We start from the raw sequence: 22215 nt of genomic DNA on the forward strand, positions 1-22215 counted from the left end.
AAAGGAGTGCGGATGGCTGAGGGGCCGGTCCTCGCGGACCTGCATTTCGGACGTGAGGACGCCGAACGGGACGTGACGGAGGGGCTGTTGCTGCGCGGCGGGTTCCTGCCCAACGCGGCCTACCGCGCGGCGGTGAGCGGGCGGAAGATGCTGATCATCGGCCGCAAGGGTTCCGGCAAGAGCGCCATCTGCATGCGACTGGCGGCCGACGGGACGCACCACACCGGCAAGGCCCTCATCACTCCGGACGAGGCGGCCGGCGAGGAGATCCGGCGCTTCGAACTGCAGGGGCTGCCCGGGGACTCGGCCAAGGCGCTGATCTGGCGGTACGTGTTCGCCGTGCACGCGGCACGCCACCTGGTGACCCATGCCAAGGAGGCGCACGGCCGCAGGCCCGACGCGGTGAAGGCGCTGGCCCGGTTCCTGAAGCAGAACGACGAGCTGCCCGGCGGCCGGCTGGCCGACCGGCTGGCGCAAGGGGCCAGGGGCCTGCAGACGTCCCTGTCCCTGGAGGCGTTCGGCGTCAAGGCGAGCATGGACATGGCCCGCTCGCCGTCGGAGGGCGCCCGTGCGGCGGCCCAGCTGGAGGTGGTCGAGCAGGGGGTGGCCGCCGCGCTCGACGAGCTGGCCTGCGACGGCGCGCACGGCCCCCTGCTGCTCATGGTCGACCAGCTGGAGCAGGTGTGGTCGGCCGAGCCGGACAGCAACTCCCTGGTGATCGGGCTGCTGTTGGCGGCGAAGCACGCCGCCGGGCTCTACGGGCGGTCCGTGCGGTTCCTGTTGTTCCTGCGCGCGGACATCTATGACTCGCTCTCCTTCGGGGAGGGCGACAAGTTCCACGGTGACGAACTGCGCATCGTCTGGACACCGCAGGCCCTGCGGGAACTCGCCCTGGCCCGCGCGCGGGCCTCGGCGGGCGCGGAGCTGACCGGGGAACAGCTGTGGCGGGAGATCTTCCCGGCGACCGTGGGCGACGAGGACACGGCGCGGTACCTCTTCAGCCGGTGTCTGCCGAGGCCCCGGGACGCCATCCAGTTCCTCAACCTCTGCCAGGAGACGGCCTCACTGGTCCACGGCCGGGACCGGATCACGGAGGCGGACGTCCTCCAGGCGGGACGGCAGTTCTCCGCGTGGAAGCTCAAGGACCTGGCGATGGAGTACCTGGTCGCGCACCCCTTCCTCAAACACCTCTTCCCGCTCTTCCAGAACACCGGCTACGTCGTCACCCGCGCCGCGCTCAGCATCCGCTACGAGGCGGCGGCCGAGACGCTCCACCGGCTGTTTCCCGCGTACGCGGACGCGCTGACGCTCCCCGGAGTCGTCGACATCCTGTACGGGGTGGGCTTCCTCGGGGTGCGGCGCGGGAACGACGTGGTGTTCGCGGGCGACGACGACCTTCCGGCGCAGCCGCACGAGACGGAGTTCCACGTCCATCGCTGCTTCCGGGCGGCGCTCGGTGCCACCAGCGCCATCGACCTCCGTACCTACGAGCCGCTCCTGACGGGCTCCCGTGTCACCTCGGGCAGCGTCGGCCCCGCAGGGCCGGCGACCACGGCCGTCAATCGTGACCGGCGGCTGCTGGGGGAGCTCGGCCGCTCCTGTCACTCCGTCCTCAACCAGGTCGGCCGGGCGGTGACGCTGGGGCACGACGCCCGGGACGAGATCACCGAACGGATCAGCCGTGTGCTCGACGACGCCAACGGCTTCCCGCCGGACGAGGGCAGCGCGCCCCCCTTCGACGTGGAGGACCATCTCCTCGCCACGGCCCACTACTTCACCGCACTCGCCGTACAGCTCCTCGCCAGCGGACTGGACGACACGGCGGGCGGCGCCGGAGGCGTGGCGCACCGCCTGGAGGAGGAGGCCCGGCGGCTGAGGCTCCTGGCGGGCGGATCGTACGGCAGCTCGGGCAACTCGGGCGGTCCGTGACCGCCCGCGACGCGCGAGGGACGGGTGATACTCGTCAACGGGTTCCGGGCCCGGCCCTCATGGCGCGGCGGCGGTCCGGCAGCGGGGGAGGCGACGGGGGAGGCAACGGGTGAAGGGTGTACTGCTCGCCGAGCGGTTCCGGATCGGGGACCGGCTGGGCGCGGGCGCCATGGGGGAGGTCTGGTCGGCGCTGGACGAGCGGATGCGGCGCGAGGTGGCGGTCAAACTCGTCCACGCGCAGTTCGGCATGGGCGAGGACGAGACGCAGGCCAGGTTCCAGCGCGAGGTGCAGCTGGCGGGGCGGCTCTCCCACCGCAACATCGTCACCGTGCACGACTGGGGCGAGGTGCCGGTGGGCGGGCGCCAGACCCTCTACCTCGTGATGGAACTCGTCCCCGGCGTCTCCCTCCGCCAGAGCCTCAAGGAGGCCGGCCCGCCGTGGCCGCTCGCCGTCGGATGGGCCGTGCAGATCGCCGACGCGCTGCACGCCGCGCACCGCCGGGGCGTCATCCACCGGGACATCAAGCCCGCCAACGTCCTGCTGACGCCCGAAGGCACGGTCAAGGTCCTCGACTTCGGGGTCGCGAAGTTCATGGGCGACACCATGAGCGTCCACGAACTCACCGTCACCGGCGCCCTGCTGGGCTCCCCGCCGTACATGTCCCCGGAACAGGCCCACGGCGTACGGGAGATCGACCACCGCAGCGACCTCTACTCCCTGGGCTGCCTGCTCTACCACGCGGTGACCGGCCGGCCGCCGTTCACCAGCCGGGTGGCGCTGGCGGTGCTCCGGATGCAGATGGAGGACATCCCGACCCCGCCCGGCCATCTCGTCGCGGGCGTTCCCGCCGCGCTGAACGACCTCATCCTGAAACTGCTCGCCAAGCGCCCCGAGGACCGGCCGGCGGACGCCGCAGCCGTCCACGACGCCCTGAGCACACTGCTCGTCGACGAGGCCGTCGCGATGCCCGGCGCCGACATTCTGGGCATCGCGCAGCTGGAGCGGGCCGATTCGGTCACCGGACGGCTGCTGAACAAGTCGTGGCAGCTCTGGCAGGGGACGCTGCGGCAGACCACCGACCGACGCGAGGAGGCCGAGGCGGTCGCCGAGTCGGCCCGCGCTGAGGCGGAGTCGGCCCGCGCGGAGGCCCTGGAGGAACTGCACCGGAGCCGCACGGACGCCGAACGGCTGCTGGACGCGGCCGCGGCGCAGGCGCAGGAGGTCACCAAGCACACCGATCAGATCCGCCGCAGGGCGGAACAGCGGCTGGAGGAGGCGTCCTGGAACGCGGAGGCCACGCTGGAGCGCGCCCGTATCGAAGCCGGACGGATCCGGGCCGAGGCGGAGGGCCTGCTCGCCGGGGCGAAGGACGAGGCCGCCCGCGTACGCGCCGCCCTCCGGCAGGACCTCGCGGCCCCACCCAGGCCGGTCGCGTCGGACACGGGGTCCCCCTTCGGCTTCGAACTGGTGCGACGGGGCTACGACCGGGGCCAGGTCGACGACCGCATCACCAAGCTCGTGGCCGACCGGGACAGCGCGCTGAACCGCATCATCGCCCTGGAACGCCGCATCGAGGAGCTCTACCCTCCGCAACAGCAGATGTGAGGGTCCACGGCCGGTGGGGCAGGGTTCCCCTGCCGGTCCGGCAGGGCTCTACGGGCTGTCGGGCAGGGGTTCAGCGGCCCGTCCGGCAGGGGCCTTCCACGCTCGGTCCGGCAGAGGTTCCACGGCCTGCCCGGCAGGGCTCTACGCCCCGTCCGGCAACCGGAGCCCCGTGCAGTTCCCGCGTCGCACCTGGTCCTTCGCGAACGCGGTCACGTACGCGCTGAGCAGCATGCTCCGCTCCTTCCGCTCGGCGGCTGTCGGGGGCTCGGACTTCCCGCCCTTCACCCGGTGGGGATAACCCTCGCCCCAGTGCGCGGCGAAGCCGGCCTGCTCACCGCCGCACTCGGCGACGGCCCACGCGCGCTGGTCATTCAGCGCGGGCTGCCAGGCGGCGCCCGCGTCCCCCGGCGGCAGGTCGGGTCCCCAGCTGCTCGTGGGCAGTCCCGTGCCCCAGTCCCCGCGCCACCCGGTGAGTTCGACGACGGGCCTGCCCCGCGGTTCGCCGTCGCTCCGCGCGGTGGCACCGCCGTCCGCCGCCGGTGCGTACAGGGTGCACCGGCCGACAACTCCGCCGTCGGCGACGGCGATACGGACCCTTCCGCCACGCCCCTCCGCCGGGATCCGCGTGGTGGCGAGGGCGTCGCAGGCGGTGCCCTTCGCCTCGGCGAGGGGCACATGTCCGCCCGTGTCCGGCACCGCCCCGTGCTCCGGCGCGGGCAGCGGCTCGCCACCGCAGCCGAGCTTCTCGGTCACCGCGTTCGTCATCCGCACCGCGATCCGCAGCATGGCCGCCTTCTCCGCGCGGCTCTTGGCGAAGTAGGTCCAGGTGCCCACCAGAAGACGACGGTGCTCCCCGGGCGGTCCCTCGCGCCTGTCCGGGCATTCGGGCATCAGATAGACGAGGCTGTCCTCGGTCTCGAAGCCGGGCAGCCCGCCCGGCAGCACCGCGTGCGGCGGATAGGAGCGGGCGACGTACGACAGCTTCTCGTCCCGGGCCCGCCCGCCCGGGTAGGCGTCGACGGCGACCACGACCTTTCCCTGGTCGCTCGTCAGCACGCAGTGGTACCGGCCGAGTTCCCCGTCGAGGGACTCCTGCTCCGCGCCGAGGCGGACGCCCGCGCGTACGGTCTCCAGATCGGCGCCGGTCAGCTCGCCCCCGCACGCCTCACGCGCCAGCCACCACTGCTTCACCGGTGCCCGGACGGAGAACGCGACGATGACCAGTACGGCCAGCACACAGCCCGAACCCCACAGCCACCCGCGGTGCTGCCGCGCCCAGTTGCCCACCTGTTCCCCCGCTTTCCCGTACGTCATCCCCGTACGTCATCCCCGTACGCGATCTCCGTACGAGTATGCGACCCGGTTAAGGGTTGTCCCGCAGGCGGCCGGTGACGGTGGCGAGGGCCTGCGAGAAGCCGCGTACGCGTGCGGTCTCGTGGCCCCGGCGCCGGACCAGGCCGAGGTAGGAGTCGGGGAGCCCGGTGACGGGGACGAAGGTGATCTCGCGGCGGCCGTAGTAGTCGGCGGTGGGACGGCAGAGAAGCAGGGAACCGCGGTCCGCCCGCACGAGGGCCAGGCCCTCCTGCAACGTGGCCACCGTGGGCCCGACGGGGATGGCGAGCCCCTCGGGGGTGGTGTCCGGGGCCTGCGCGCGGCGCCAGTATTCCGGCGCCGCGCCTCGGACGCTGATGAGCGGGCAGGCGGCGAGTTCCTCGGCGTCCAGACTGTCGCGAGCCGCGAAGGGGTGCCGGGGGGAGACCGCGAGAGTCTGCGGTTGTGCGGAGAAGACCTGTCCGACGACGAGCTCGCTCTCCTCGACCGGCATCAGGACCACCGCCGTGTCGACCTCGCGCCGCAGCAGCGGACCGAACGGGTCGGAGAAGGCGATCTCCACCAACTCGGTGGCACAGTCGGGATGTTCCTTCTGGAACAGCGCCAGGGCCTCCATCACGTCGTTGTTGACCGTGCCCTGGAAACCGAGGCGCAGGAGCCCGCCACCGCCCGCGGCCACGGCGCGGACGTCGTCGAGCGTGGTGTTGATGGCGTCGAAAGCGGGGCGCAGGCCCCCGTACAGCTGCTCGCCGAGAGGAGTGAGCCGTACGCGACGGCTGGTGCGTTCCACGAGCCGGGCGCCGACCCTGTTCTCCAGGGTGCGCAGCAATTGGCTCACGCGGCTCTGCGACACGTAGAGACGTTCCCCGGCCCGGCCGAAATGGAGTTCTTCGGCGAGGGCGAGGAATGCCTCCAGTTCGCGGGTCTCCGGAGTGCCCACGGGTCTCCTCCCCTCGGACGGCGGACCGGTATGTCCGGCACCGCCAGTCTATCGATCCATGAGCCCGGCTAATGAATCGATGAGGGATTCGCCGTTGTTCCGGCGGCCGGCGGTCTGTTGTCTGGAGGCATGACGCAGGCAGAGGAATCCGTACGGACGGCGGACACACGGGAACGTTCCGGGGCGCGGGGCCGGCTGGGGGTGGTGGCGCTGGCCGTCGGTACGTTCACCGTGGTCACCTCCGAGATGCTGCCCGTGGGGCTGCTCACCCCGATGAGCGGTTCGCTCGGGGTGTCCGAGGGCACGGCCGGTCTCACGCTGACGATCACGGGGCTCGTCGCGGCGGTCTCCGCGCCCCTGCTGATCTCCGCCGGGGGCCGGCTCGACCGGCGCGTGGCGCTCTGCGCCCTGGCGGCCGTGCTGATGATCGGGAACCTGGGCGCGGCCTGGGCCCCCGGCTTCGGTGTCATGGTCGCGGCGCGGGTGCTGGTCGGGATCGCGATGGGCGGGTTCTGGGCGATAGCGGCGGGGCTGGCGGTACGCCTGGTGCCGGAGAGGTCGGTCGCCGCCGCGACCTCGCTGGTCTTCAGCGGCATCGCCGTGGCCTCGGTGCTGGGCATCCCGGCCGGGGCGTACGCCGGGGCCCTCGCCGGCTGGCGCGCCGCCTTCGTCGCGGCCGCCGCCCTGGCACTCCTCGTACTGGTCGCGCTGGCCGTCCTCCTGCCGCCGCTGCCCGCGGAGCGGCCCGCGCCGCTGGGCGACGTGCTGCGGCTGCTCGGCAACGCCCGTATCCGCACCGGCCTGGCCGTCGTCGTCCTCCTGGTCACCGGCCACTTCGCCGCGTACACCTACGTCCGGCCGGTCCTGGAGGACGTCTCCGGGGCGGGCGAGGGCCTGATCGGCACGCTGCTCCTGGTCTACGGAGCCGCGGGTGTCGCCGGGAACTTCCTCGCGGGCGCCGGTGCCGCCCGCTCCCCCCGCAGGACCCTCCTGGTGATCGCCACGGCCCTGACGCTCACTGTCGTCCTTCTCCCGGCGCTGGGCGGATCACTCCTGGCAGCAGGCGCGCTGATGGCCGTGTGGGGCCTCACCTACGGCGGGGTCTCGGTGAGCACCCAGACCTGGATCCTGGCCGCGTCCCCCGAAGCCCGCGAGGGCGCGTCCTCCCTGTTCGTCGGGGCGTTCAACGGCGCCATCGCCCTGGGCGCGCTGCTGGGCGGCCTGGTGGCGGACGGTATCGGCACCACGGCGGTGATGTGGCTGGGGGCGGCCCTGGCGGCCGGAGCGGCGGTGACGACGGCGACGGGCCGGGCGCCGGCGGGTACGAGGCGCTGACGACGACGAGTCACGAGGCCACCTCCTCCCCCGGACCACCAGGACCACCAGGACCACCAGGACCACCAGGACCACCAGGACCGTCCGGGCCGTCCGGGCCGTCCGGGCCGTCCGGGCCGTCCGGGGGAGGGGCTTCGGGCAGGGCGATCAGGGGTTGCCGGCGCCGTAGCTGTAGTCGGAGACGACCGTGTCATCGGCGTCGCGGAGGTGGGCGGTGTCGCCCTTGTCATTCCAGAGGGGGCGTCCGCTGCCGTAGGTGAAGCCGCCCCACTCGGGGTGGACTTCGTTGGTGTAGATGCGGATCCGCTGACCGGGCTGGAGCACGGTGGCCGGCGGGAAGGTGAAGTTCTGGCCGGGGTCGTCGGCGAAGAGGGTCCAGCCGGAGATGTCGGCGGATGCCGTGCCCTGGTTCACGATCTCGACGTACTCGTCCGCCTGAGTGCGCTTGACCTGACCCTTGGAGCGGACGTCGGCGATGACCACGTCCGGCCTGCCCACGCGGGACAGCACCGCGACGATGTCGGCGCTGTTGGCACCGTTCTCCGGGCTGATGAACTTGTTGACGATCTGGCCGTTCTGCTTGAAGCCGGTGATCACGACGGCGTACTCCTCGCCGTCGATGGTCACGCTCTCCGGGGACACCCGAGTGGGCAGGTCGACCTCGTCGTCGGGGGTCGGGCCGTCATTGGGCGTCTCGAAGTGGTGGAAGCGGAAGCTGAATTGGCGGTCGGCGTCGTCCTCCTCGAACCGGATGCGTACCGCGAGATCGACATCGAACTGGTTGTTCGCCCCGCCCTGGATCGGGAAGTTCTGGTGGGTGAAGGTCCCCAGGGTGAATTCCGTGCCGCCGACCTTCACTTCGGTCGTGCCACCGGCGAACCGGTAACCGCTCTTGCCTCCGCCGACGGGAACACCCCAGGTGACGTTGTCGGTGGAGAGACCCGAGAGGTTGGGCGGGGCGGGGCTGACAGCCGTCCAGGTGCCGGACGCCGTGACTGTGGACATGTGCAAGATCTCCCTCTTCGGCCGGGCGCTTCCGGCAGGGGTAACCGCCCTTGCTGCGAAAGCAGTTGATGGAGGCGGAGGTGCACCGAAACCCCAGTGCCAGTACACCTCCGCAGACCGTCTGCGAATCGTCTGCAGAGCCGCCTGCGAACTGTCTGCCGAACAGCGTCCGGGAACCATCCCGCCGGCCACTTCGACGGACCGGCGTTCCCGCCAGGACACCGTGTCCGCCCTGCGAGGCACCGTAATCCGGTCATTTACGAGGTGGCCGCGACCGACCGGAGCGGCACGGCCCCCTCCCGGCGACGAGGGCCCCACCGGGACACGACCGGTGTTCCGGTGCTCCGGAGCGGCAGGGGGCGGGTGAGGCCCGGGACTTCTCGGGTCATTTCCCCACCGGGCAGCTATGGCCGGTAAAGCGCTCTCGGTCGAGTGATGACACGCGTCGGCGCGGATGGCGGGGGCGGGTGCGAGGAAGGCGGGTGCAAGGAAGCGGGGAGGCGCCTGACTGCGCCGGGGAACGGCGACAGCGAACCGGGTCCGCACCCAGGGCTGATGCCCCGCCCCGGGCACCCCCCGCTTCAGGCCGATGTTCCCGCCGACGGCTAAGGGCTGTCGTCGTACTCCCTGGCGGGCGCACGCCGACAGCTACGGCACCTCGCCACCGCATCTGACGCCGCGCGCTGATCCGCCAGGGATTACGGGACAGCCCTTACTCCGGGAAGACGCAGACCCACACGTGATCCGTGTGGAAGCAGAAGCCGTCGGAACGCGCTGTCGGCGCCGAGAAGGAGACAACGATCTTTGCGGACAACTCCACGTGATCGCTGTCGCCATCGCCGGAACGCAGCTTTTCCGTGGCGTCACGAAGAATTGCGGAGAGCAGGGCACGGCCGAAGTAGTCAGGTGTGCCGATCTCGTCGAGCACCTGACTGACTGCCGACTCCTGCTTGATCCGATCGGGTGAGGACATGACTGATCACCCCTCTACGAGAGAAGAGAAACGCTGTATGTCCAGCGTGTGGCACGGAGGACGGCCACGCATCTGGGGCCGGAGGTGACACAGGTACGTGGCCGCCCAGCGGATACGACGATGAATGGTTCGTTCCTTACGGCATGCGCGTCCATGCGCCGAGTGTCACGTTGGAACAAGGCAGAACGCGCGGCCATATTGGAGGAAAGATGCTGCCGTATTCCACCCTCCCTGGGGGAATACCAGGAATCGAGCAACCGGGCCCTCGTTCCTTCGTGGAGCTACTTCAAAGAGTGCTTCGGCGGGAAGGAGTGTATGGCGGGCCTGTCAACGGAGGCTCCACGGCCGACACGGGCACAGCGGTCAAGAGTTTCCAGGCGGCGCGTGGACTTACCGCTGACGGTGTCGTAGGACCAGCGACGTGGGAAGCGCTCCCGGCGGAAGACCTGAGGCATACCCACCATCAGTGAGGGAGATACGGGCGGGGCCGTGGCGCTGCTTCAGCGGTGCCCGCGGCGACAGGGGTTCAATCCCGGACCCATAAGCGGCATCTTCGGCCCTGGGACTACCGTGGCGCTGAAGGAATTTCAGACCACGGGCGCGCCGGAGATTATCGTTGACGGAATCTGCGGGTCTCAGATGTGGCCTTTCACGGGCTGACAGCGGGGGAGCCCCACCGCCACTGTCCCCGGGTATGTACGGGGAGCGGGCGGGAGAATCGCAGCTGAGAACGGGAAGCCCGCCCGATTTCACTCGACCGGGTTTCCCGTTCCGTGCGTGTAGTTCGCTGCTTTGTCTGGATATGAACGCAGAATGCTGCGAATGTGCAATTTGCTTGCTCTATCCCTGCCTCGTACGGTCCTCGTATCGAAAGTCTCGCCGACTTCTCCGGACGGCTGACTTCGTTGCTGAAAGCCGCGCGGAAGCGGGATGGCGCCTCTTGGATGTGGCTACATTTACCGTGCGGCGAAGGCGCGCGTAATGGGAAGTGGTCGGTCCCTTTCGTGGTAGAGTCTTGATGAATTCACAGGACGCCGCGATTAAAAGGGGAATGGCGTGAATACCGAGAAGGTTACGGCTCGACGTCTTACGGCCGAAGAGATTTCAGGCTTGGGTCTCCAGGACGCCATCTTCGTCTCGGCAGGGATGGATGGCCTTCCTCTCGACTGCTATGCCCCGGCTTTCCTCACGGAGCCGGGCAAGAATTTTGAGGGAGGGGCCTTCGTTGCGAGGACGGTGTTCGGTGAGGAGATTCACGTCCTCCCGGAAAACGCCGAAGAGGCCGGGATCTGGATCGCCGACAAGGCCGGGGAGGAAATCGAGGTTCTCCGGAGTGCCGGCGTCCTCCTGAACCTTGCCCTCTTCGTGCCCGGCGGGAACAAGGAATCCCTGGACGCGCTCTACTCCGCCGCACGGGACGCGTTCGGCGCGGGGGTCGTGCAGCGCTGGAGCGAGGAAGCCGTCGCGGTGCCGGACGTCAAGGTCGACCTCTACGAGGAGCCGGCCCGGGGGCGGAAGAACAACAGCCAGAACCGCGACCGCCGTGCCCTGGACATCTACCCGACCCGAGTGCGGTTCCTGGAGCCCAGCGAGGGCTGGAAGTTCATCATCGAACCGCACAAGGAGATCGTCGACGACACACCGACGATCTGACCTGATGGCAGGTTAGCCTCGGCCCTTCGCGGGAGCCCGTCAGCTTGCTGACGGGCTCTTCTCCGTTCGCGGGCGCCGCGCGGCCCTCATCTGTCCCGGGGCTCCGGTGATTGTCGCCGGTCCCCTGCGGATTCGTCCGCGATCGGTAACAGGGGGATCTTGTGCGGGCTTTCGTATGTCTTGATGAGGGCAGGGCATCGGCGGAGACAGCAAAGGGGCGGGCGGACATGGCGAAGCACAAGGGAAGGGGATGGCACGGCAGGCTTCTCTCGGCGGCACTCGGGGTGACAGTGGTGGCCGCCGGATCCTCGGTGTGGACCGCGCAGGCCGAGCCCACCGGAGGCCGGCAGCCGGAAGCCCGTGTCTCGGCGCCGGACTCCCGGCCCGTGGCGGCGGACATCGCGCATGCCTCGGACCGCGGCAAGCGAGGCGTCAACATCACGATCGATGACGGACCGGACCCGGCGTGGACGCCGCAGGTGTTGCAGCTGTTGAAGGACAGCGGTGTGAAGGCCACGTTCTGCATGGTGGGTACGCAGGCCCAGGCGTACCCGGACCTGGTCAAGGAGGTCGTGGCGGACGGGCACCGACTGTGCAACCACACCGTCTCGCACGACACCGCCATGGACACCAAGTCCGAGGCCTATCAGTCCCAGCAGATCCTGGATGCCGAACGCATGATCACCAAGGCGTCCGGTGGCGTCCGGTCGCAGTACTACCGGGCCCCGGGAGGCGCCTTCACCCCGTACAGCCGCCAGCTCGCCGCGTCCCGGGGGATGCGGCCGCTGGGCTGGAACGTCGACACCAAGGACTTCGAGCGCCCCGGCGCGGACGCCATGGTCGCCACCGTCAAGAGAGAGATCTCCAACGGACCGACCATCCTCTTCCACGACGCGGGAGGCGAACGCTCCCAGACCCTGGCCGCTCTGCGCGAGATCCTGCCCTGGCTGAAGGAACAGGGGTACTCCTTCGGCTTCCCGGTCCGGTGAACCTCATCGTGTCGTGATCGAATCGACCGCACCGAGGTCCCGGCGCATCACGTTGCGCAGCTCGATCACCGCCGCGTCGAACCTGTCCTCCAGGTCCCTGTAGGCCCGGCTGTCGGCCGTGGCCCCTTCCACCAGCAGGTCCCGCGTGTCCCTCAGAACCACAAACGCGGTGCGCGCGGCGTCCACAACCTCTCGCGGCGCGATGATGGCCAACTGGTGGCGGATCTCGTACGCCCCAGGTGCCAGAAACAGCTCACGCACCCTCTGAGGGTGCTCCTCCACGGGGATGCTCATCCGCGCACACTCGTTGAGGGCCGTTCGTATCCGCGAGAGCGAGGCGGTGTAGTCGCCGTACATCTGCCTCCGCGTGTCGAGATTCTGGCCGGCCCGCTCCCTGCGCCACCTGAACCGATCGGTGAGCAGAGTCGAACCCACCCCGATCACCGCACCAAGTGCCGTGCTGACTGGGGATATCCACTCCATGCCAGGAGACTAAGAGGTCATCTCATTTGGCTGATTCGGTAGTCTGTTGGTCATGGTGGGGATCGTTGAGCGTCTGGTGCCGGACGAGTTGTGGGAGTTGTTCCAGCGGGTGGTGCCGGAGGCACCGTCGCGGCCTCAGGGTGGCGGTCGGCGTCGGCACGGCGACCGGGAAGTGCTGGCCGCAATCGTGTTCGTGGCCACGTCAGGCTGCACGTGGCAGCAGTTGCCTTCCGCGTCGTTCGGCCCGTCGGGAGCGACCGCCCATCGGCGCTTCTCGGAGTGGTCGAAGGCCCGGGTGTGGGCCAAGCTCCACCGTGTGGTCCTCGACGAGCTCGGTGCCCGCGGCGAGCTGGACTGGTCTCGTTGCGCGATCGACTCGGTGAACATGCGGGCCCTGAAAAGGGGGACCTGACGGGTCCGAATCCTGTCGACCGGGGCAAGTACGGGTCGAAGATCCACCTGATCACCGAGCGGACCGGTCTGCCCCTGTCTGTCGGAATCTCCGGAGCCAACGTCCACGACAGCCAGGCCCTGATCCCGCTCGTGAAGGGCATACCGCCTATCCGTTCCCGCCGCGGCCCCCGTCGACGCAGGCCCGCCAAGCTCCACGCCGACAAGGGATACGACTATCGCCACCTGCGGGAGTGGTTGTCCCAGCGGGGCATCCGGCACCGCATCGCCCGCAAGGGAATCGAGACCTCGCAGCGACTCGGCCGACACCGCTGGACCATCGAACGCACCATGGCCTGGCTCGCCGGCTGCCGCCGACTGCACCGCCGCTACGAACGCAAGGCCGCCCACTTCCTCGCGTTCACGAGCATCGCCTGCACCCTCATCTGCTACCGCAGACTCACCAAATGAGATGACGTCTAAAGGCTGTCTCGTATTCCTGGCGGGCGCGCGACGACAGCTACGCCGCACGCTGATCCGCCAGGGATTACGGGACAGCCTCGAGAACCTTCGCCCACTCGTCGTTCGGCCGGGTCGGCGCACTCGTTCCGACCGCTCCTCACCGCCGTTGCTCGCGCGCCATGGCATGACCACAGCCGGTGCGGCCCGCAGGCCGCCGCCTGGCAGATGACGTGGGGATCAGGCTCCGTACCGGCGCCGTGCCGGCTGCATCCGCTTCGGGCGTGCTGGGTGTGCTGGGTGTACGGGGCGCTGGGGCACTGGCCCGCACCTCACGTCCCCGGATGGTTCAGGGTGCGCACGAACTGCTCCGCGAGCTGCTCGGTGTCGATGTCGTCCGCGCTGTGCCCGGACAGGATGTGGAAGAACGGCGGGCCGATCAGGAGCGCGGTCGCCTGTTCGAGCGAGAGGGTGGTGCCGCTCGCCTTCCGCGCCGCCTCCACGACCTCTGCGGCGCTTTCCCCGAGGATGTCGCGGGAGGCGAGCAGCGCGGCGACGTCCGCGTCGTGCTGGGCCTCCCCCATGAGGGCGCGGTAGGCCGCGCCCGCGTGGGAGCGGGACAAGAAGGCGACGAGGGCGTCGAGATAAGCCTTGAGGTCCTTGCGGGGGTCGTCGCTGCCGGACACGGACAGTTCGTGCCGGGCGTCGATGGCGCTGGCCTCATAGAGGACCTCCGCCTTGTTCGACCACCAGCGGTACACGGTCTGACGGCCCACGCCCGCCCGCTCGGCGATGCCCTTCATGGTCAGGGCCGCGTACCCGACTTCGACCAGAAGGTCGTCGACGGCGTGCAGCACGGCGGCACGCGCGCTTTCACTGCGGGGCCGTCCGCGACCACTTCCATCCACCATGTTGCCACTCTATACGAGGCACGGTGTCTCGTATGTGCTACCTTTACGGTGCACGGTGACTCGTAAGTGGGTGTCCTGCCGTGCTCCGTGTACGGCAATCCCAGAAGGAATCGAGAGCGATGGCTCCCATAACGGAGGGCGCTCCGCGCCCGACGCAGCGGTCCGGCACGGTGCTCGCCTGCGTGAGTGTGTGCACCGCCCTGGTCGTCGGATTCGTTGCGGCGATCAACCTGGCGGTGCCGCAGCTGGCCGCGAGTTCACTGGAACCGACCTCGTCGAACCTGCTGTGGATCGTCGACTCCTATGTCGTGATCTTCGCCTGCCTGGTCATCCCCGCCGGTGCGGCCGGCGACAAGCTCGGCCGCAAGGGCGTCCTCATGGCGGGGCTCGGCATATTCGCGTTCGGCGCCGTGGTGTCGGCCGTGGCGCCGAACGTGGCGATCATGCTGACCGGGCGCGCCATCACCGGCCTCGGCGCCGCGTGCGTCCTGCCCAACTGCGTCGGCGTCCTCCTGCACGCCACCGCCCCCGCGCGGCGCCCTCACGCGCTGGCCGTCTGGGCGGCGGCCACCGGTATCGGCGGCGTCGTCGGCAACGTCGGCGGCGGCGCGGTGCTGAGCGCGGGCTCCTGGCGCACGTTGTTCGAGGCGGTCGCCCTGATCGCGGCCTGCTGCTTGGTGTGGGTGGCACGCTCCGTACCACGCAGTGCCCGGCTTGAGCGCACCCTCGACCTGCCCGGCACACTGCTGTTCGTGGCAGCCTTCGTGGCACTGCTGATCGGAATCATCGAAGGGCCCGAACAGGGCTGGGGCAGCACGGTCGTCCTCGTCGCCTTCGCCTGCAGCGTTCTGCTGAGCCTGTGGTGGGTGCGGGTCGAGCTGCGCGCCACCCATCCCATGCTCGACCCGCGGCTTTTCCGCAGCGCGGCACTGAGCAGCGCCAGCCTGGGCATGACCATCACCTTCTTCGGGAGTTTCGGGCTCTTCTACGTCAACGCCTCACTCCTGCAATACGGGCGTGGCTTCTCCGTCCTGCAGGCAGGGATCGGGATCATCCCGCTCACCCTCCCGCTCCTGGTGGGCACCCGTTACGTTCCCGGGCTCATCAGCCGCTTCGGCAACCCCGCGACCCTCGCCGCGGCCTTCGCGCTCACCAGCGCCGGCCTGCTCGGCCTCTCGTACGCCTCGACCATGGCCTACCCCGTGTACGCGGTCGCCCTGTTCGTCATCGGGCTCGGCATCATGCTGGCCGCGCCCTGCCTGACCGCTCAGATCGCCGCGGCCCTGCCCGTGGAGAGAGCGGGCATCGCCGGAGGTCTGCAGTCCGCGACCCGCGAACTGGGCAGCGCTCTGGGGGTGGCTGTCGTCGGCACCATCCTCACCGCCGGGTTCACACACCACCTGCCCGACGACCTGAGCCGGCACTCGCCGCTTCCCCGTACGGTGCAGGAAGCGCTCGCGCTGGCCCCGGCCGACCACACCGCCGTCACCGACGCGTTCACCCAGGGCGCCAACACCGCCCTGCGTGCCGCGGCCCTCGTCGTACTCCTGGCCGGAGCCCTGGTCGTCGCCGGCGCCCGCCGCGCCCAGCGGACCACGCCCTAGCGGAGGGCCCACCTCGCCCACACGGCCTGACGAGACGGCATCCACCCATCGCACCGCCCGAAGGAGTCAGTACTGTGCCCACGCAACCCTGCACCCTCGCGGAACCACGTGTCTCCGCCGCCCTGATCCGCATGTTCGGAGCCGCGACCCGCGACGACGAGACCGCGGCCCGCCTGTGGAGCATCCCGCTCGACGACCGGGCGTCGCTGTCGGCGCAGGAACTCGCCGACGCGGCGCAGGAGATCTACATGCCGGTCTCCGCCGACGGCGGCAAGCTCCTCTACAACCTTATCCGCGCCACCAGGCCGACCAACGTCGTCGAGTTCGGCACCTCGTACGGCATCTCCACCCTGCACCTGGCCGCCGCCGTTCGCGACAACGGCACGGGCCAGGTCATCACCACGGAGATGAACCGGATCAAGGCGGCCTCCGCCCGCGACACGTTCACCGCCACCGGCCTCGACGACGTGATCACCGTGCTGGAGGGGAACGCCCTGGAGACGCTCGCCGCACTGCGGCAGCCGGTCGGCTTCCTGTTCCTGGACGGCTGGAAGAACCTCTGCCTGCCCGTCCTGCGGCTCCTCGAACCACACATCGCCCCCGGCACCCTCGTCGTCGCCGACGACGTGGACCTCCCGGGCCTCGGCCCCTATCTCGACCACGTCCGCGACACCGCCAACGGCTACCACAGCGTCACGTTCCCCGTCGAGGACGGCCTCGAAATCAGCTGCCGCCTCTGATCGAGCCCCTTCCGGACAACACGAAGGCCCGGGTCGCCGACCAGGGCCTTCACCAGGGAGCGGATGACGAGAGCCGAACTCGCGCTCCGGACCCGGGAAGGCCGCAGAGTGCGGAACCCGGGCTGGAGGAGAGCGATCCACGCACCGGGACGCCGTACGAACGCCGGGACACCGTACGAACATCGGCACGCCGTACGAACGCCGGGGTACGTGGCCCACGCCGGCCGGCCGGACGCCTGGGACGCACGTGGAGGCGCCGGGCGGTTCGCCGCGGTGGTACGAGACCATGTGCACGCTGATGTGCAAGGACGTGTCTTAGGGGGACAACGTGGCCTCGGAAGTGTGGACTTCGGTCCTCTCGCTCACGGGTGTCGCGCTCGGCGGCGGGCTGACGGCCCTCTCCCAGCGCGCCACCCAGCGGTCCGCGGACCGGGCCGAGGAACGACGGCTGAGGGCGGCGACCGGCGAGGCGCGCCGGGCCGAACAGCTCCAGGCGATCAAGGAGTTCATCGCATGCGCCCAGGCGGCCGAACGAGCGGCCTACAGCCGCCCCGATCCATGGGGCGGTGACGACGGATGGAGTGCGCCCGCCGGCGCCACCATGACCACACTCTGGGTCGCTGAACGGCACCTCGTGCTGCTCTGCGACCCGGACCTGCACGCCACTGTCCATGCGTACGGTCGCGCGCTCAACCAAGCGGTGTGGCGGGACATCGGCGACACCGAGGTCAACGAGCACCTGGAGGAGTGCAAGACCGCCTTCATGACCGCGGCCCGCGCCGGCCTGTCCTCCCTGCCGGGCCAAGCACCATGAGCTCCGGGCCGAGGGCGATCCCCGCAGGACTCGTCGTACTCGTCGGACCGCCGGCCGCGGGCAAGACCGCCTTCGTCCGTGAGGTGGTCGCTCAGGGGAGCCTCGACCCGGAAGCCGTTGTCTCCAGTGACGACATCCGGGCGGAGTTCTTCGGGGCCGAGGCGGCGGACGCCCTCATCCTTGAGGGCGCCAGGAGGAACCTCATCACTGACCACTGTTTGCCGCGCTGCCGGCGCGCAAGGGCACGGTGGGGAGGGCACGGTGGGGAGGGCGCCGGCCGGGGCCTTGAGGGTTTACGAGACCGACCGCTGCGCCTCCGCGAGCGCGGCCAGGTCGGCGTGGTGGACGACGGAACCTCCGGCACCCCAGGAGCCTTCGGGCTGTTCGTGCACCAGCACCCACACCCGTGAGGCATCGTTCCGGGACAGACCGGCGGCCTTCAGCACGGCCCGCGTCACGTCCTCGATCAGTCCGGACTTGTCGAGGACGGGCGGAGTCCCCTGCGGCACGGTGACCTCCGCGAGGAACCGAGGAGCGTCATCACCGGCGGTCCCCTGGACACCCTCGGGCAGTTCGGTCAGGTAGCTCCAGGACAGGCCACGGAAGAAGGCTGTGTCGGGGAAGCCCTCCCAGCGCAGTACGGCTGCGGCGAGGTCCTGCCGGATGGCCGCACGTCCTTCCTCGGTCAGGGAGCCGGTCGGTGCGGTCAGTCGGATCAATGGCACGGCAATTCCTCATTCACTCGCGACGCTCGATTATGTCGAACGTTATAACCAGGGGTCACGCTAGACTATGACAGTCGATATAGCCAAGGGTGTTCCCCCAAGGAGAGGGCATGTCGTGACCGAGGTCGCCCCACAGGCGCGCGAACGGATCGTGGCCGGTGCGGCCGACATGATTCGGCGTCGCGGCCTGAACGCTACGAGCATCCGTGAGACGGCCAAACACGCCAGGGCGCCGCTCGGCTCCACGTACCACTACTTCCCCGGTGGCAAGCAGCAGCTCACCACGGAGGCCGTCCGGTACGCGGGGGAGACGATCGCCCGGAATCTGCGCAGGGAACTGGAGGCCGGCCCGGCCGCGGGGCTGCGGGCCCTTCTCGCCCTGTGGCGCGAGACCGTCGTCGGCACCGACTTCCGTGCCGGCTGTACGGTCCTCGCCGTCGCCATCGAGGAGCCTCCGGAGGCCGAGATCCCACCCGCCCTCGCGGCGGCTGCCGAGGCGTTCGATCAGTGGGAGGACCTGCTGGCCGCCTCGCTGAAGGCGCACGGTGTCGAACCGGACCGCGCCGCTCAGGTCGCCACGCTCATCGTCGCGGCCGTCGAGGGGACGGTGGCCATGTGCCGCGCCAAGCGCAGTACGGAGCCCCTGGACCGCGTCGCGCGACAGCTCGAAACGGTGCTGGCGGACGCGCTCGACCGGCCGATCTGACAGGCGCGCCGCCCGGTGAGTGGTGTGAGGGTTCCAGGGTCAGCCGCCCTGCGGTCGAGACCACCGTCCCCGGGGGTGCCGCTTCCAGCGGGCCCGCCGCGAGCAAGGTCGACGGGGCCGGACGGGCCGGTCGCGCCGAACCGTGAATGGGCCCGGTCCCGCACTGAGAGGTCCGGACACAAGGATGAAGGCCCTGGTCTCGGCCAGGGCCTTCATATGGAGCGGGTGACGAGAATCGGACTCGCGCTCCGAGCTTGGCAATCACCCCGGGCTTCGGCCAGATAGTGGTATCTGACCGGGGGTGATGCTCGATTGCGGCCGTTCGCTCAATGCTGCGGTGAAGCCTCTGCCGACCGCCGACCGCCGACCGCCGACCGCCGACCGCCGACCGCCGACCGCCGACCGCCGACCGCCGACCGCCGACCGCCGACCGCCGACCGCCGACCGCCGACCGCCGACCGCCGACCGCCGACCGCCGACCGCTACCGCTTGGGGGCAGGTCCGCTGAGGCCGATGAGCTTCCCCGGGCCCCGGCCGGCCGGACGGGCGGATCAGCGCAGTCCGGCGAAGAGATCGTTCTCGGGTATGGCCGCGCCGGTGGCGTCCTTGACACGTGTGAAGGTCTCCATGCCCATCAACTCGCCGAACCTCTCCTTGCCCATCTTGAGGAAGAAGATGTTCTCGCCCTGACTGGCGTGCGCGGCCAGCGCATCGAACTTCTGACCGCTGAATGCGGTGGTGTCCACCCACGTGGTGATCTCATCGTCGGGGAGGCCGATCTCGGCCATCGCGGCGGCCTCGGCGGGATCCGGCTCCGGCATGTCCTCCTGAAACTCGCGCAGGGTCTCCCCGAACCGCTGCATCATCGAACGGGGCATCGTCGTCCAGTACACCTTCGGTGTCAGCGCGGTCATCTCCAGCGCCGCCATCGTGATGCGGTGGGCCTGGATGTGGTCGGGGTGCCCGTAGAAACCGTTCTCGTCGTAGGTGACGACCACATCGGGTCGGTAGTGCCGCATGAGTTCCGCAAGCCGGGCGGCGCCTTCCTCCACGGGGGTCTGCCAGAAGGAGCCGGGGGCGTCGTTGCTCGGCCAGCCGGCCATCCCGGAGTCGGCATAGTCCAGCATCTCCAGGGCGCTGATCTTCAGGACGTCACAGCTCGCCTTGAGTTCCTGACGGCGCATCGCGGCGACGGCCGCCGGATCGTGCCCGGGATCGCCCGGCTTGACACCCCCCGTTCCGTCACCGCAACCGCCGTCGGTACATGTCACGAGGACCGTGCGGATGCCTTCCGCCGCGTACCGCGCGAGAACCCCTCCCGTTCCGGTGGCCTCATCGTCGGGGTGGGCGTGTACTGCCATGAGAGTCAGGGGCTGGTCAGTCATGAAAACAGTTCCTTCTGTAGAAGTACGTCGTGGTCCGAGTGCGCGGCGGGCGCACCGCGATCCTGAGGCCCGGCTCCTGGTGGGGCGGACGGCCTTGGGGTCTCCGTTTCCCCGCCTGTGCTGCGCGTCGGTCCTTCGGTCGATGCAACCGTGCCGGCCGGACCGGCTGTTCCCGGTGCGGCCGCTCGGCCTTCCAGGTGTCGGCGTTGTCAACGCGTACGAGGAACAGGAGCGACCCGCACGTCTCGGCGCCACGCCGGATCCGGCTTCCGTCCGAGGCGCTGCCCCTTGGCCGGCCTGGCGCTCGGACAGGACACTAATGGCACGCGGCATGGCGCGCGGGTGTTGAGGTCTGGACAACAAGGATGCCCCCGGCCACTGGCCTGGGGCATCCGGGTCGAGCCGCGGAGCGGGTGTTACAGCCGCTGGTATGCCGCGTGGTGTGCGGATCCCCTCAATCGGCCGTGACGCAGTGCTCTCAGTCTTCTCGCCGCGCCGCCGCCTCCTGCAGGTACGCGGAGATCATGGCGAGGTCATCGGCAATATCCAGCACACCGTTGACGTCGGTTGTCGGGGTGGAGGCGCCGTTCACGCCGGCGAAGAAGACGTCGAAGCGGCCGTTGCCCTTGTCCAGGTAGCCGGCGATCGTGATGGCGCCCACGGCCAGGCGGTTGTTGAGTGCGTCCAGCCCGACGGCCGCGCCGGTCTTGGCGAACACCTTTCCGCGCGCGGGGCAGTCGGTGCAGTTGTCGGCCAGCAGGCCGTCGACGCCGAGGATGGGCAGCGCATTCCGGAAGAGCTCCGCCTCGGGGGTGCGATGCCAGTACGTCAGCAACTGCACGACGGCCTTGGGTGTGGTCCGGTCGACGGGGTTTCCGCCACGGCCGTCCAGGAGCTGGACCTGTTCGCGGTCGACGCCCGCGTGTTCCAGGAAGTCGGCCAGTGTCGGGAACCCGTCCATGCAGTCCTTGCTGCCGGCCGCGACCGCCATCAAACAGATGGCGAGGTTGCCGCCCAGGTTGTGGCTGACCTTGAAGATGAGCTTGGCGTACTGGGCGTACGAGGGGGAGGTGTACAGCGCCACACGCGGTCGGCCCTCGTACGAGCCGGGGAGTTGGCCGACCGGGTTGGCACCGGTCGGATCGGCGGTCACCTCCACACCGGCCCGCCCCAGCGCCTCGATCAGCGCGGTGCGTCCGAAGGCCGCCGGATCGGCGATGGGCGACACCTTCAGAGCCGGTTCGGAGTCGGCCGCGATGGTGCCGGACAGCTGGATCCGCGTGCCGTTGCCGGAGGTCGTCACCTCGATGTCGGTCGGCTCACCCACCCCCACTGTCCGCACGGTCGACGTGACGCGGTACGGGGCGACTCTCGGCCGCCAGTCCAGTGTCGCGGGCGCACCGGCGCGGGCACCGGGGGTGGTCAGCAGGTCGATGAGATTGTCGTTGATGATCAGCGGGGTCGGGACGGGGACGAAGACCGGCTCGGGCTGGAAGAGCCGGTTGTCGACGATCACGTTCCCTTCGACGCGGGTGATGCCGGAACGCCGCACCTGCCGCGCGATCTCGTTGATCCCGGCGAGCGGGTTCTCCGGCGTGAGCGTGGCGCCGGGGAAGTCATTGGCGTACGTGTGGTCGAGGTCTGTGTAGTCCACCGTGCCGTCGGGACGGGTCCTGCCGCCCATGGTGAGGTCGCCCTGGGCGACAAGGCCGAGATCGCCGTCCAGTGTGCTTCCCCGGCGCTCGCCGACCGCGTAGACCGGCGTCCTGAAGCGGTGGTCGCCGCCGAGGGTGTTCCACGCCCCGGAGGTGCCGAACAGCTTGGCCACCGATCCAGGGATGAAGAACTGCTCGGCGAACCGGCTGTGGACGACCCGCCCGCTGTCCGGGTCCTGCTGGAGCAGGCCCCACTGGGCGTTGGGGTAGTCCGGCTTCCGCATGATCTCCGTGATCCGCGGGTCGAGCCGGTCGGAACCGCCGTCGTCGGGCGAGGAGGCCGCCTGGGCTGCCGCGCCCGAAGTCAGGGCCAGAAGCAGCAGGGCACAGCATCCGGCGACCACGCGATGCCGAAGGGATCCGACATTCTCGCCTCGCACTGCGATACGCACCGTTCGTCTCGGCAGTTTCCCGTCCATGGGCTCAGGTATGGACCCCGATGGGCGCCGGATACGGGCGGCGCGAACGGTTGTCACCCGAACAGCACGGCGATTCGTCGAAATGCGCAGCGAATGCCCGGC

At 69.9% G+C, this 22215-nt stretch carries 22 protein-coding genes; 13 read left to right on the forward strand and 9 right to left on the reverse strand.

The window, feature by feature from the left end:
- Window positions 1-12: 12 nt before the first annotated feature.
- Window positions 13-1929: a hypothetical protein gene (locus OHA98_RS01920; RefSeq protein WP_266922348.1), complete on the forward strand. Its 1917-nt coding sequence runs from the start codon at window positions 13-15 to the stop codon at window positions 1927-1929.
- Between the two features lie 109 nt (window positions 1930-2038).
- The gene (locus OHA98_RS01925; protein WP_266922349.1) at window positions 2039-3535 is read left to right on the forward strand and encodes a serine/threonine-protein kinase; all 1497 of its coding nucleotides are present in this window, start codon (window positions 2039-2041) and stop codon (window positions 3533-3535) included.
- Window positions 3536-3676: 141 nt separating this feature from the next.
- Here the strand turns inward: OHA98_RS01925 and OHA98_RS01930 are convergent, their stop codons facing one another.
- The gene (locus tag OHA98_RS01930; RefSeq protein WP_266922350.1) at window positions 3677-4849 is read right to left on the reverse strand and encodes a hypothetical protein; all 1173 of its coding nucleotides are present in this window, start codon (window positions 4847-4849) and stop codon (window positions 3677-3679) included.
- A 49-nt stretch (window positions 4850-4898) separates the two neighbouring features.
- Complete coding sequence (locus tag OHA98_RS01935; RefSeq protein WP_266922351.1) at window positions 4899-5807, reverse strand: LysR family transcriptional regulator; 909 nt, start codon at window positions 5805-5807, stop codon at window positions 4899-4901.
- 129 nt (window positions 5808-5936) lie between these two features.
- Between OHA98_RS01935 and OHA98_RS01940 the strand changes: the two genes are divergently transcribed.
- Window positions 5937-7142, forward strand: coding sequence for an MFS transporter (locus OHA98_RS01940; protein ID WP_266922352.1), 1206 nt, complete (start codon window positions 5937-5939; stop codon window positions 7140-7142).
- A gap of 147 nt (window positions 7143-7289) precedes the next feature.
- Here the strand turns inward: OHA98_RS01940 and OHA98_RS01945 are convergent, their stop codons facing one another.
- Together OHA98_RS01945 and OHA98_RS01950 are read right to left on the reverse strand one after the other, a co-directional pair.
- The gene (locus OHA98_RS01945) at window positions 7290-8147 is read right to left on the reverse strand and encodes a lamin tail domain-containing protein (RefSeq protein ID WP_266922353.1); all 858 of its coding nucleotides are present in this window, start codon (window positions 8145-8147) and stop codon (window positions 7290-7292) included.
- Window positions 8148-8859: 712 nt separating this feature from the next.
- The gene (locus OHA98_RS01950) at window positions 8860-9120 is read right to left on the reverse strand and encodes a hypothetical protein (protein ID WP_266922354.1); all 261 of its coding nucleotides are present in this window, start codon (window positions 9118-9120) and stop codon (window positions 8860-8862) included.
- A gap of 209 nt (window positions 9121-9329) precedes the next feature.
- Here OHA98_RS01950 and OHA98_RS01955 point away from each other — a divergent pair, with 209 nt between their 5' ends.
- From OHA98_RS01955 to OHA98_RS01965, 4 genes are all read left to right on the forward strand, one after another.
- The gene (locus OHA98_RS01955) at window positions 9330-9590 is read left to right on the forward strand and encodes a peptidoglycan-binding protein (protein ID WP_266922355.1); all 261 of its coding nucleotides are present in this window, start codon (window positions 9330-9332) and stop codon (window positions 9588-9590) included.
- Between the two features lie 19 nt (window positions 9591-9609).
- Complete coding sequence (locus OHA98_RS42860) at window positions 9610-9780, forward strand: peptidoglycan-binding domain-containing protein (RefSeq protein ID WP_353962243.1); 171 nt, start codon at window positions 9610-9612, stop codon at window positions 9778-9780.
- 396 nt (window positions 9781-10176) lie between these two features.
- Window positions 10177-10773, forward strand: coding sequence for a hypothetical protein (locus OHA98_RS01960; protein WP_266922356.1), 597 nt, complete (start codon window positions 10177-10179; stop codon window positions 10771-10773).
- 227 nt (window positions 10774-11000) lie between these two features.
- Entirely contained in the window at window positions 11001-11762 is a 762-nt protein-coding gene (locus OHA98_RS01965) for a polysaccharide deacetylase family protein (RefSeq protein WP_266922357.1), read from the forward strand.
- 3 nt (window positions 11763-11765) lie between these two features.
- Here OHA98_RS01965 and OHA98_RS01970 read toward each other — a convergent pair whose 3' ends face one another.
- The gene (locus OHA98_RS01970; RefSeq protein WP_266922358.1) at window positions 11766-12245 is read right to left on the reverse strand and encodes a hypothetical protein; all 480 of its coding nucleotides are present in this window, start codon (window positions 12243-12245) and stop codon (window positions 11766-11768) included.
- Between the two features lie 52 nt (window positions 12246-12297).
- Here OHA98_RS01970 and OHA98_RS01975 point away from each other — a divergent pair.
- Window positions 12298-13106, forward strand: a protein-coding gene (locus OHA98_RS01975) for an IS5 family transposase (RefSeq protein ID WP_266922359.1) whose coding sequence is annotated in 2 segments (ribosomal slippage) — window positions 12298-12642 and window positions 12645-13106 — 807 coding nt in all. Because the reading frame shifts where the segments join, the coding sequence is not laid out codon by codon here.
- 320 nt (window positions 13107-13426) lie between these two features.
- Here the strand turns inward: OHA98_RS01975 and OHA98_RS01980 are convergent.
- Window positions 13427-14005, reverse strand: a complete 579-nt coding sequence (locus OHA98_RS01980) for a TetR/AcrR family transcriptional regulator (protein ID WP_266922360.1) — start codon at window positions 14003-14005, stop codon at window positions 13427-13429.
- A 119-nt stretch (window positions 14006-14124) separates the two neighbouring features.
- On the opposite strand from OHA98_RS01980, the gene OHA98_RS01985 reads away from it, so the two are divergent.
- The 4 genes from OHA98_RS01985 to OHA98_RS42605 all read left to right on the forward strand — a co-directional run bounded on the left by OHA98_RS01985 (window position 14125) and on the right by OHA98_RS42605 (window position 17573).
- Window positions 14125-15609 (forward strand): MFS transporter, encoded by a 1485-nt coding sequence (locus OHA98_RS01985; RefSeq protein ID WP_266922361.1) that lies wholly within the window; start codon window positions 14125-14127, stop codon window positions 15607-15609.
- A 74-nt stretch (window positions 15610-15683) separates the two neighbouring features.
- Entirely contained in the window at window positions 15684-16349 is a 666-nt protein-coding gene (locus OHA98_RS01990; RefSeq protein ID WP_266922362.1) for an O-methyltransferase, read from the forward strand.
- Window positions 16350-16677: 328 nt separating this feature from the next.
- A complete protein-coding gene (locus OHA98_RS01995; RefSeq protein WP_266922363.1) occupies window positions 16678-17163 on the forward strand; it encodes a hypothetical protein in 486 nt (161 codons plus the stop codon).
- Entirely contained in the window at window positions 17160-17573 is a 414-nt protein-coding gene (locus OHA98_RS42605) for an AAA family ATPase (protein WP_323179488.1), read from the forward strand. Before OHA98_RS01995 ends, OHA98_RS42605 begins: the two co-directional genes overlap by 4 nt.
- Here OHA98_RS42605 and OHA98_RS02000 read toward each other — a convergent pair.
- Entirely contained in the window at window positions 17457-17888 is a 432-nt protein-coding gene (locus tag OHA98_RS02000) for a tautomerase family protein (protein WP_266922364.1), read from the reverse strand. The genes OHA98_RS42605 and OHA98_RS02000 overlap by 117 nt on opposite strands.
- A gap of 115 nt (window positions 17889-18003) precedes the next feature.
- Here OHA98_RS02000 and OHA98_RS02005 point away from each other — a divergent pair, with 115 nt between their 5' ends.
- Entirely contained in the window at window positions 18004-18594 is a 591-nt protein-coding gene (locus OHA98_RS02005) for a TetR/AcrR family transcriptional regulator (protein WP_266922365.1), read from the forward strand.
- A 551-nt stretch (window positions 18595-19145) separates the two neighbouring features.
- On the opposite strand, the gene OHA98_RS02010 is transcribed toward OHA98_RS02005, so the two are convergent.
- A complete protein-coding gene (locus OHA98_RS02010) occupies window positions 19146-19979 on the reverse strand; it encodes a PIG-L family deacetylase (RefSeq protein WP_266922366.1) in 834 nt (277 codons plus the stop codon).
- A 478-nt stretch (window positions 19980-20457) separates the two neighbouring features.
- Window positions 20458-22038, reverse strand: a complete 1581-nt coding sequence (dacB, locus tag OHA98_RS02015; protein WP_266922367.1) for a D-alanyl-D-alanine carboxypeptidase/D-alanyl-D-alanine-endopeptidase — start codon at window positions 22036-22038, stop codon at window positions 20458-20460.
- Window positions 22039-22215 lie beyond the last annotated feature (177 nt).

This window comes from Streptomyces sp. NBC_00654 (assembly GCF_026341775.1).
Lineage (GTDB): Bacteria > Actinomycetota > Actinomycetes > Streptomycetales > Streptomycetaceae > Streptomyces.

Excerpts from the sequence above, each read along its gene's own strand:
- OHA98_RS01920 (WP_266922348.1), top strand. The coding sequence starts at position 13 with ATGGCTGAGGGGCCGGTCCTCGCGGACCTGCATTTCGGACGTGAGGAC.
- OHA98_RS01930 (WP_266922350.1), bottom strand. The coding sequence starts at position 4,849 with ATGACGTACGGGAAAGCGGGGGAACAGGTGGGCAACTGGGCGCGGCAG.
- OHA98_RS01940 (WP_266922352.1), top strand. The coding sequence starts at position 5,937 with ATGACGCAGGCAGAGGAATCCGTACGGACGGCGGACACACGGGAACGT.
- OHA98_RS01945 (WP_266922353.1), bottom strand. The coding sequence starts at position 8,147 with ATGTCCACAGTCACGGCGTCCGGCACCTGGACGGCTGTCAGCCCCGCC.
- OHA98_RS01950 (WP_266922354.1), bottom strand. The coding sequence starts at position 9,120 with ATGTCCTCACCCGATCGGATCAAGCAGGAGTCGGCAGTCAGTCAGGTG.
- OHA98_RS01955 (WP_266922355.1), top strand. The coding sequence starts at position 9,330 with ATGCTGCCGTATTCCACCCTCCCTGGGGGAATACCAGGAATCGAGCAA.
- OHA98_RS01965 (WP_266922357.1), top strand. The coding sequence starts at position 11,001 with ATGGCGAAGCACAAGGGAAGGGGATGGCACGGCAGGCTTCTCTCGGCG.
- OHA98_RS01970 (WP_266922358.1), bottom strand. The coding sequence starts at position 12,245 with ATGGAGTGGATATCCCCAGTCAGCACGGCACTTGGTGCGGTGATCGGG.
- OHA98_RS01980 (WP_266922360.1), bottom strand. The coding sequence starts at position 14,005 with ATGGTGGATGGAAGTGGTCGCGGACGGCCCCGCAGTGAAAGCGCGCGT.
- OHA98_RS01985 (WP_266922361.1), top strand. The coding sequence starts at position 14,125 with ATGGCTCCCATAACGGAGGGCGCTCCGCGCCCGACGCAGCGGTCCGGC.
- OHA98_RS42605 (WP_323179488.1), top strand. The coding sequence starts at position 17,160 with ATGAGCTCCGGGCCGAGGGCGATCCCCGCAGGACTCGTCGTACTCGTC.
- OHA98_RS02010 (WP_266922366.1), bottom strand. The coding sequence starts at position 19,979 with ATGACTGACCAGCCCCTGACTCTCATGGCAGTACACGCCCACCCCGAC.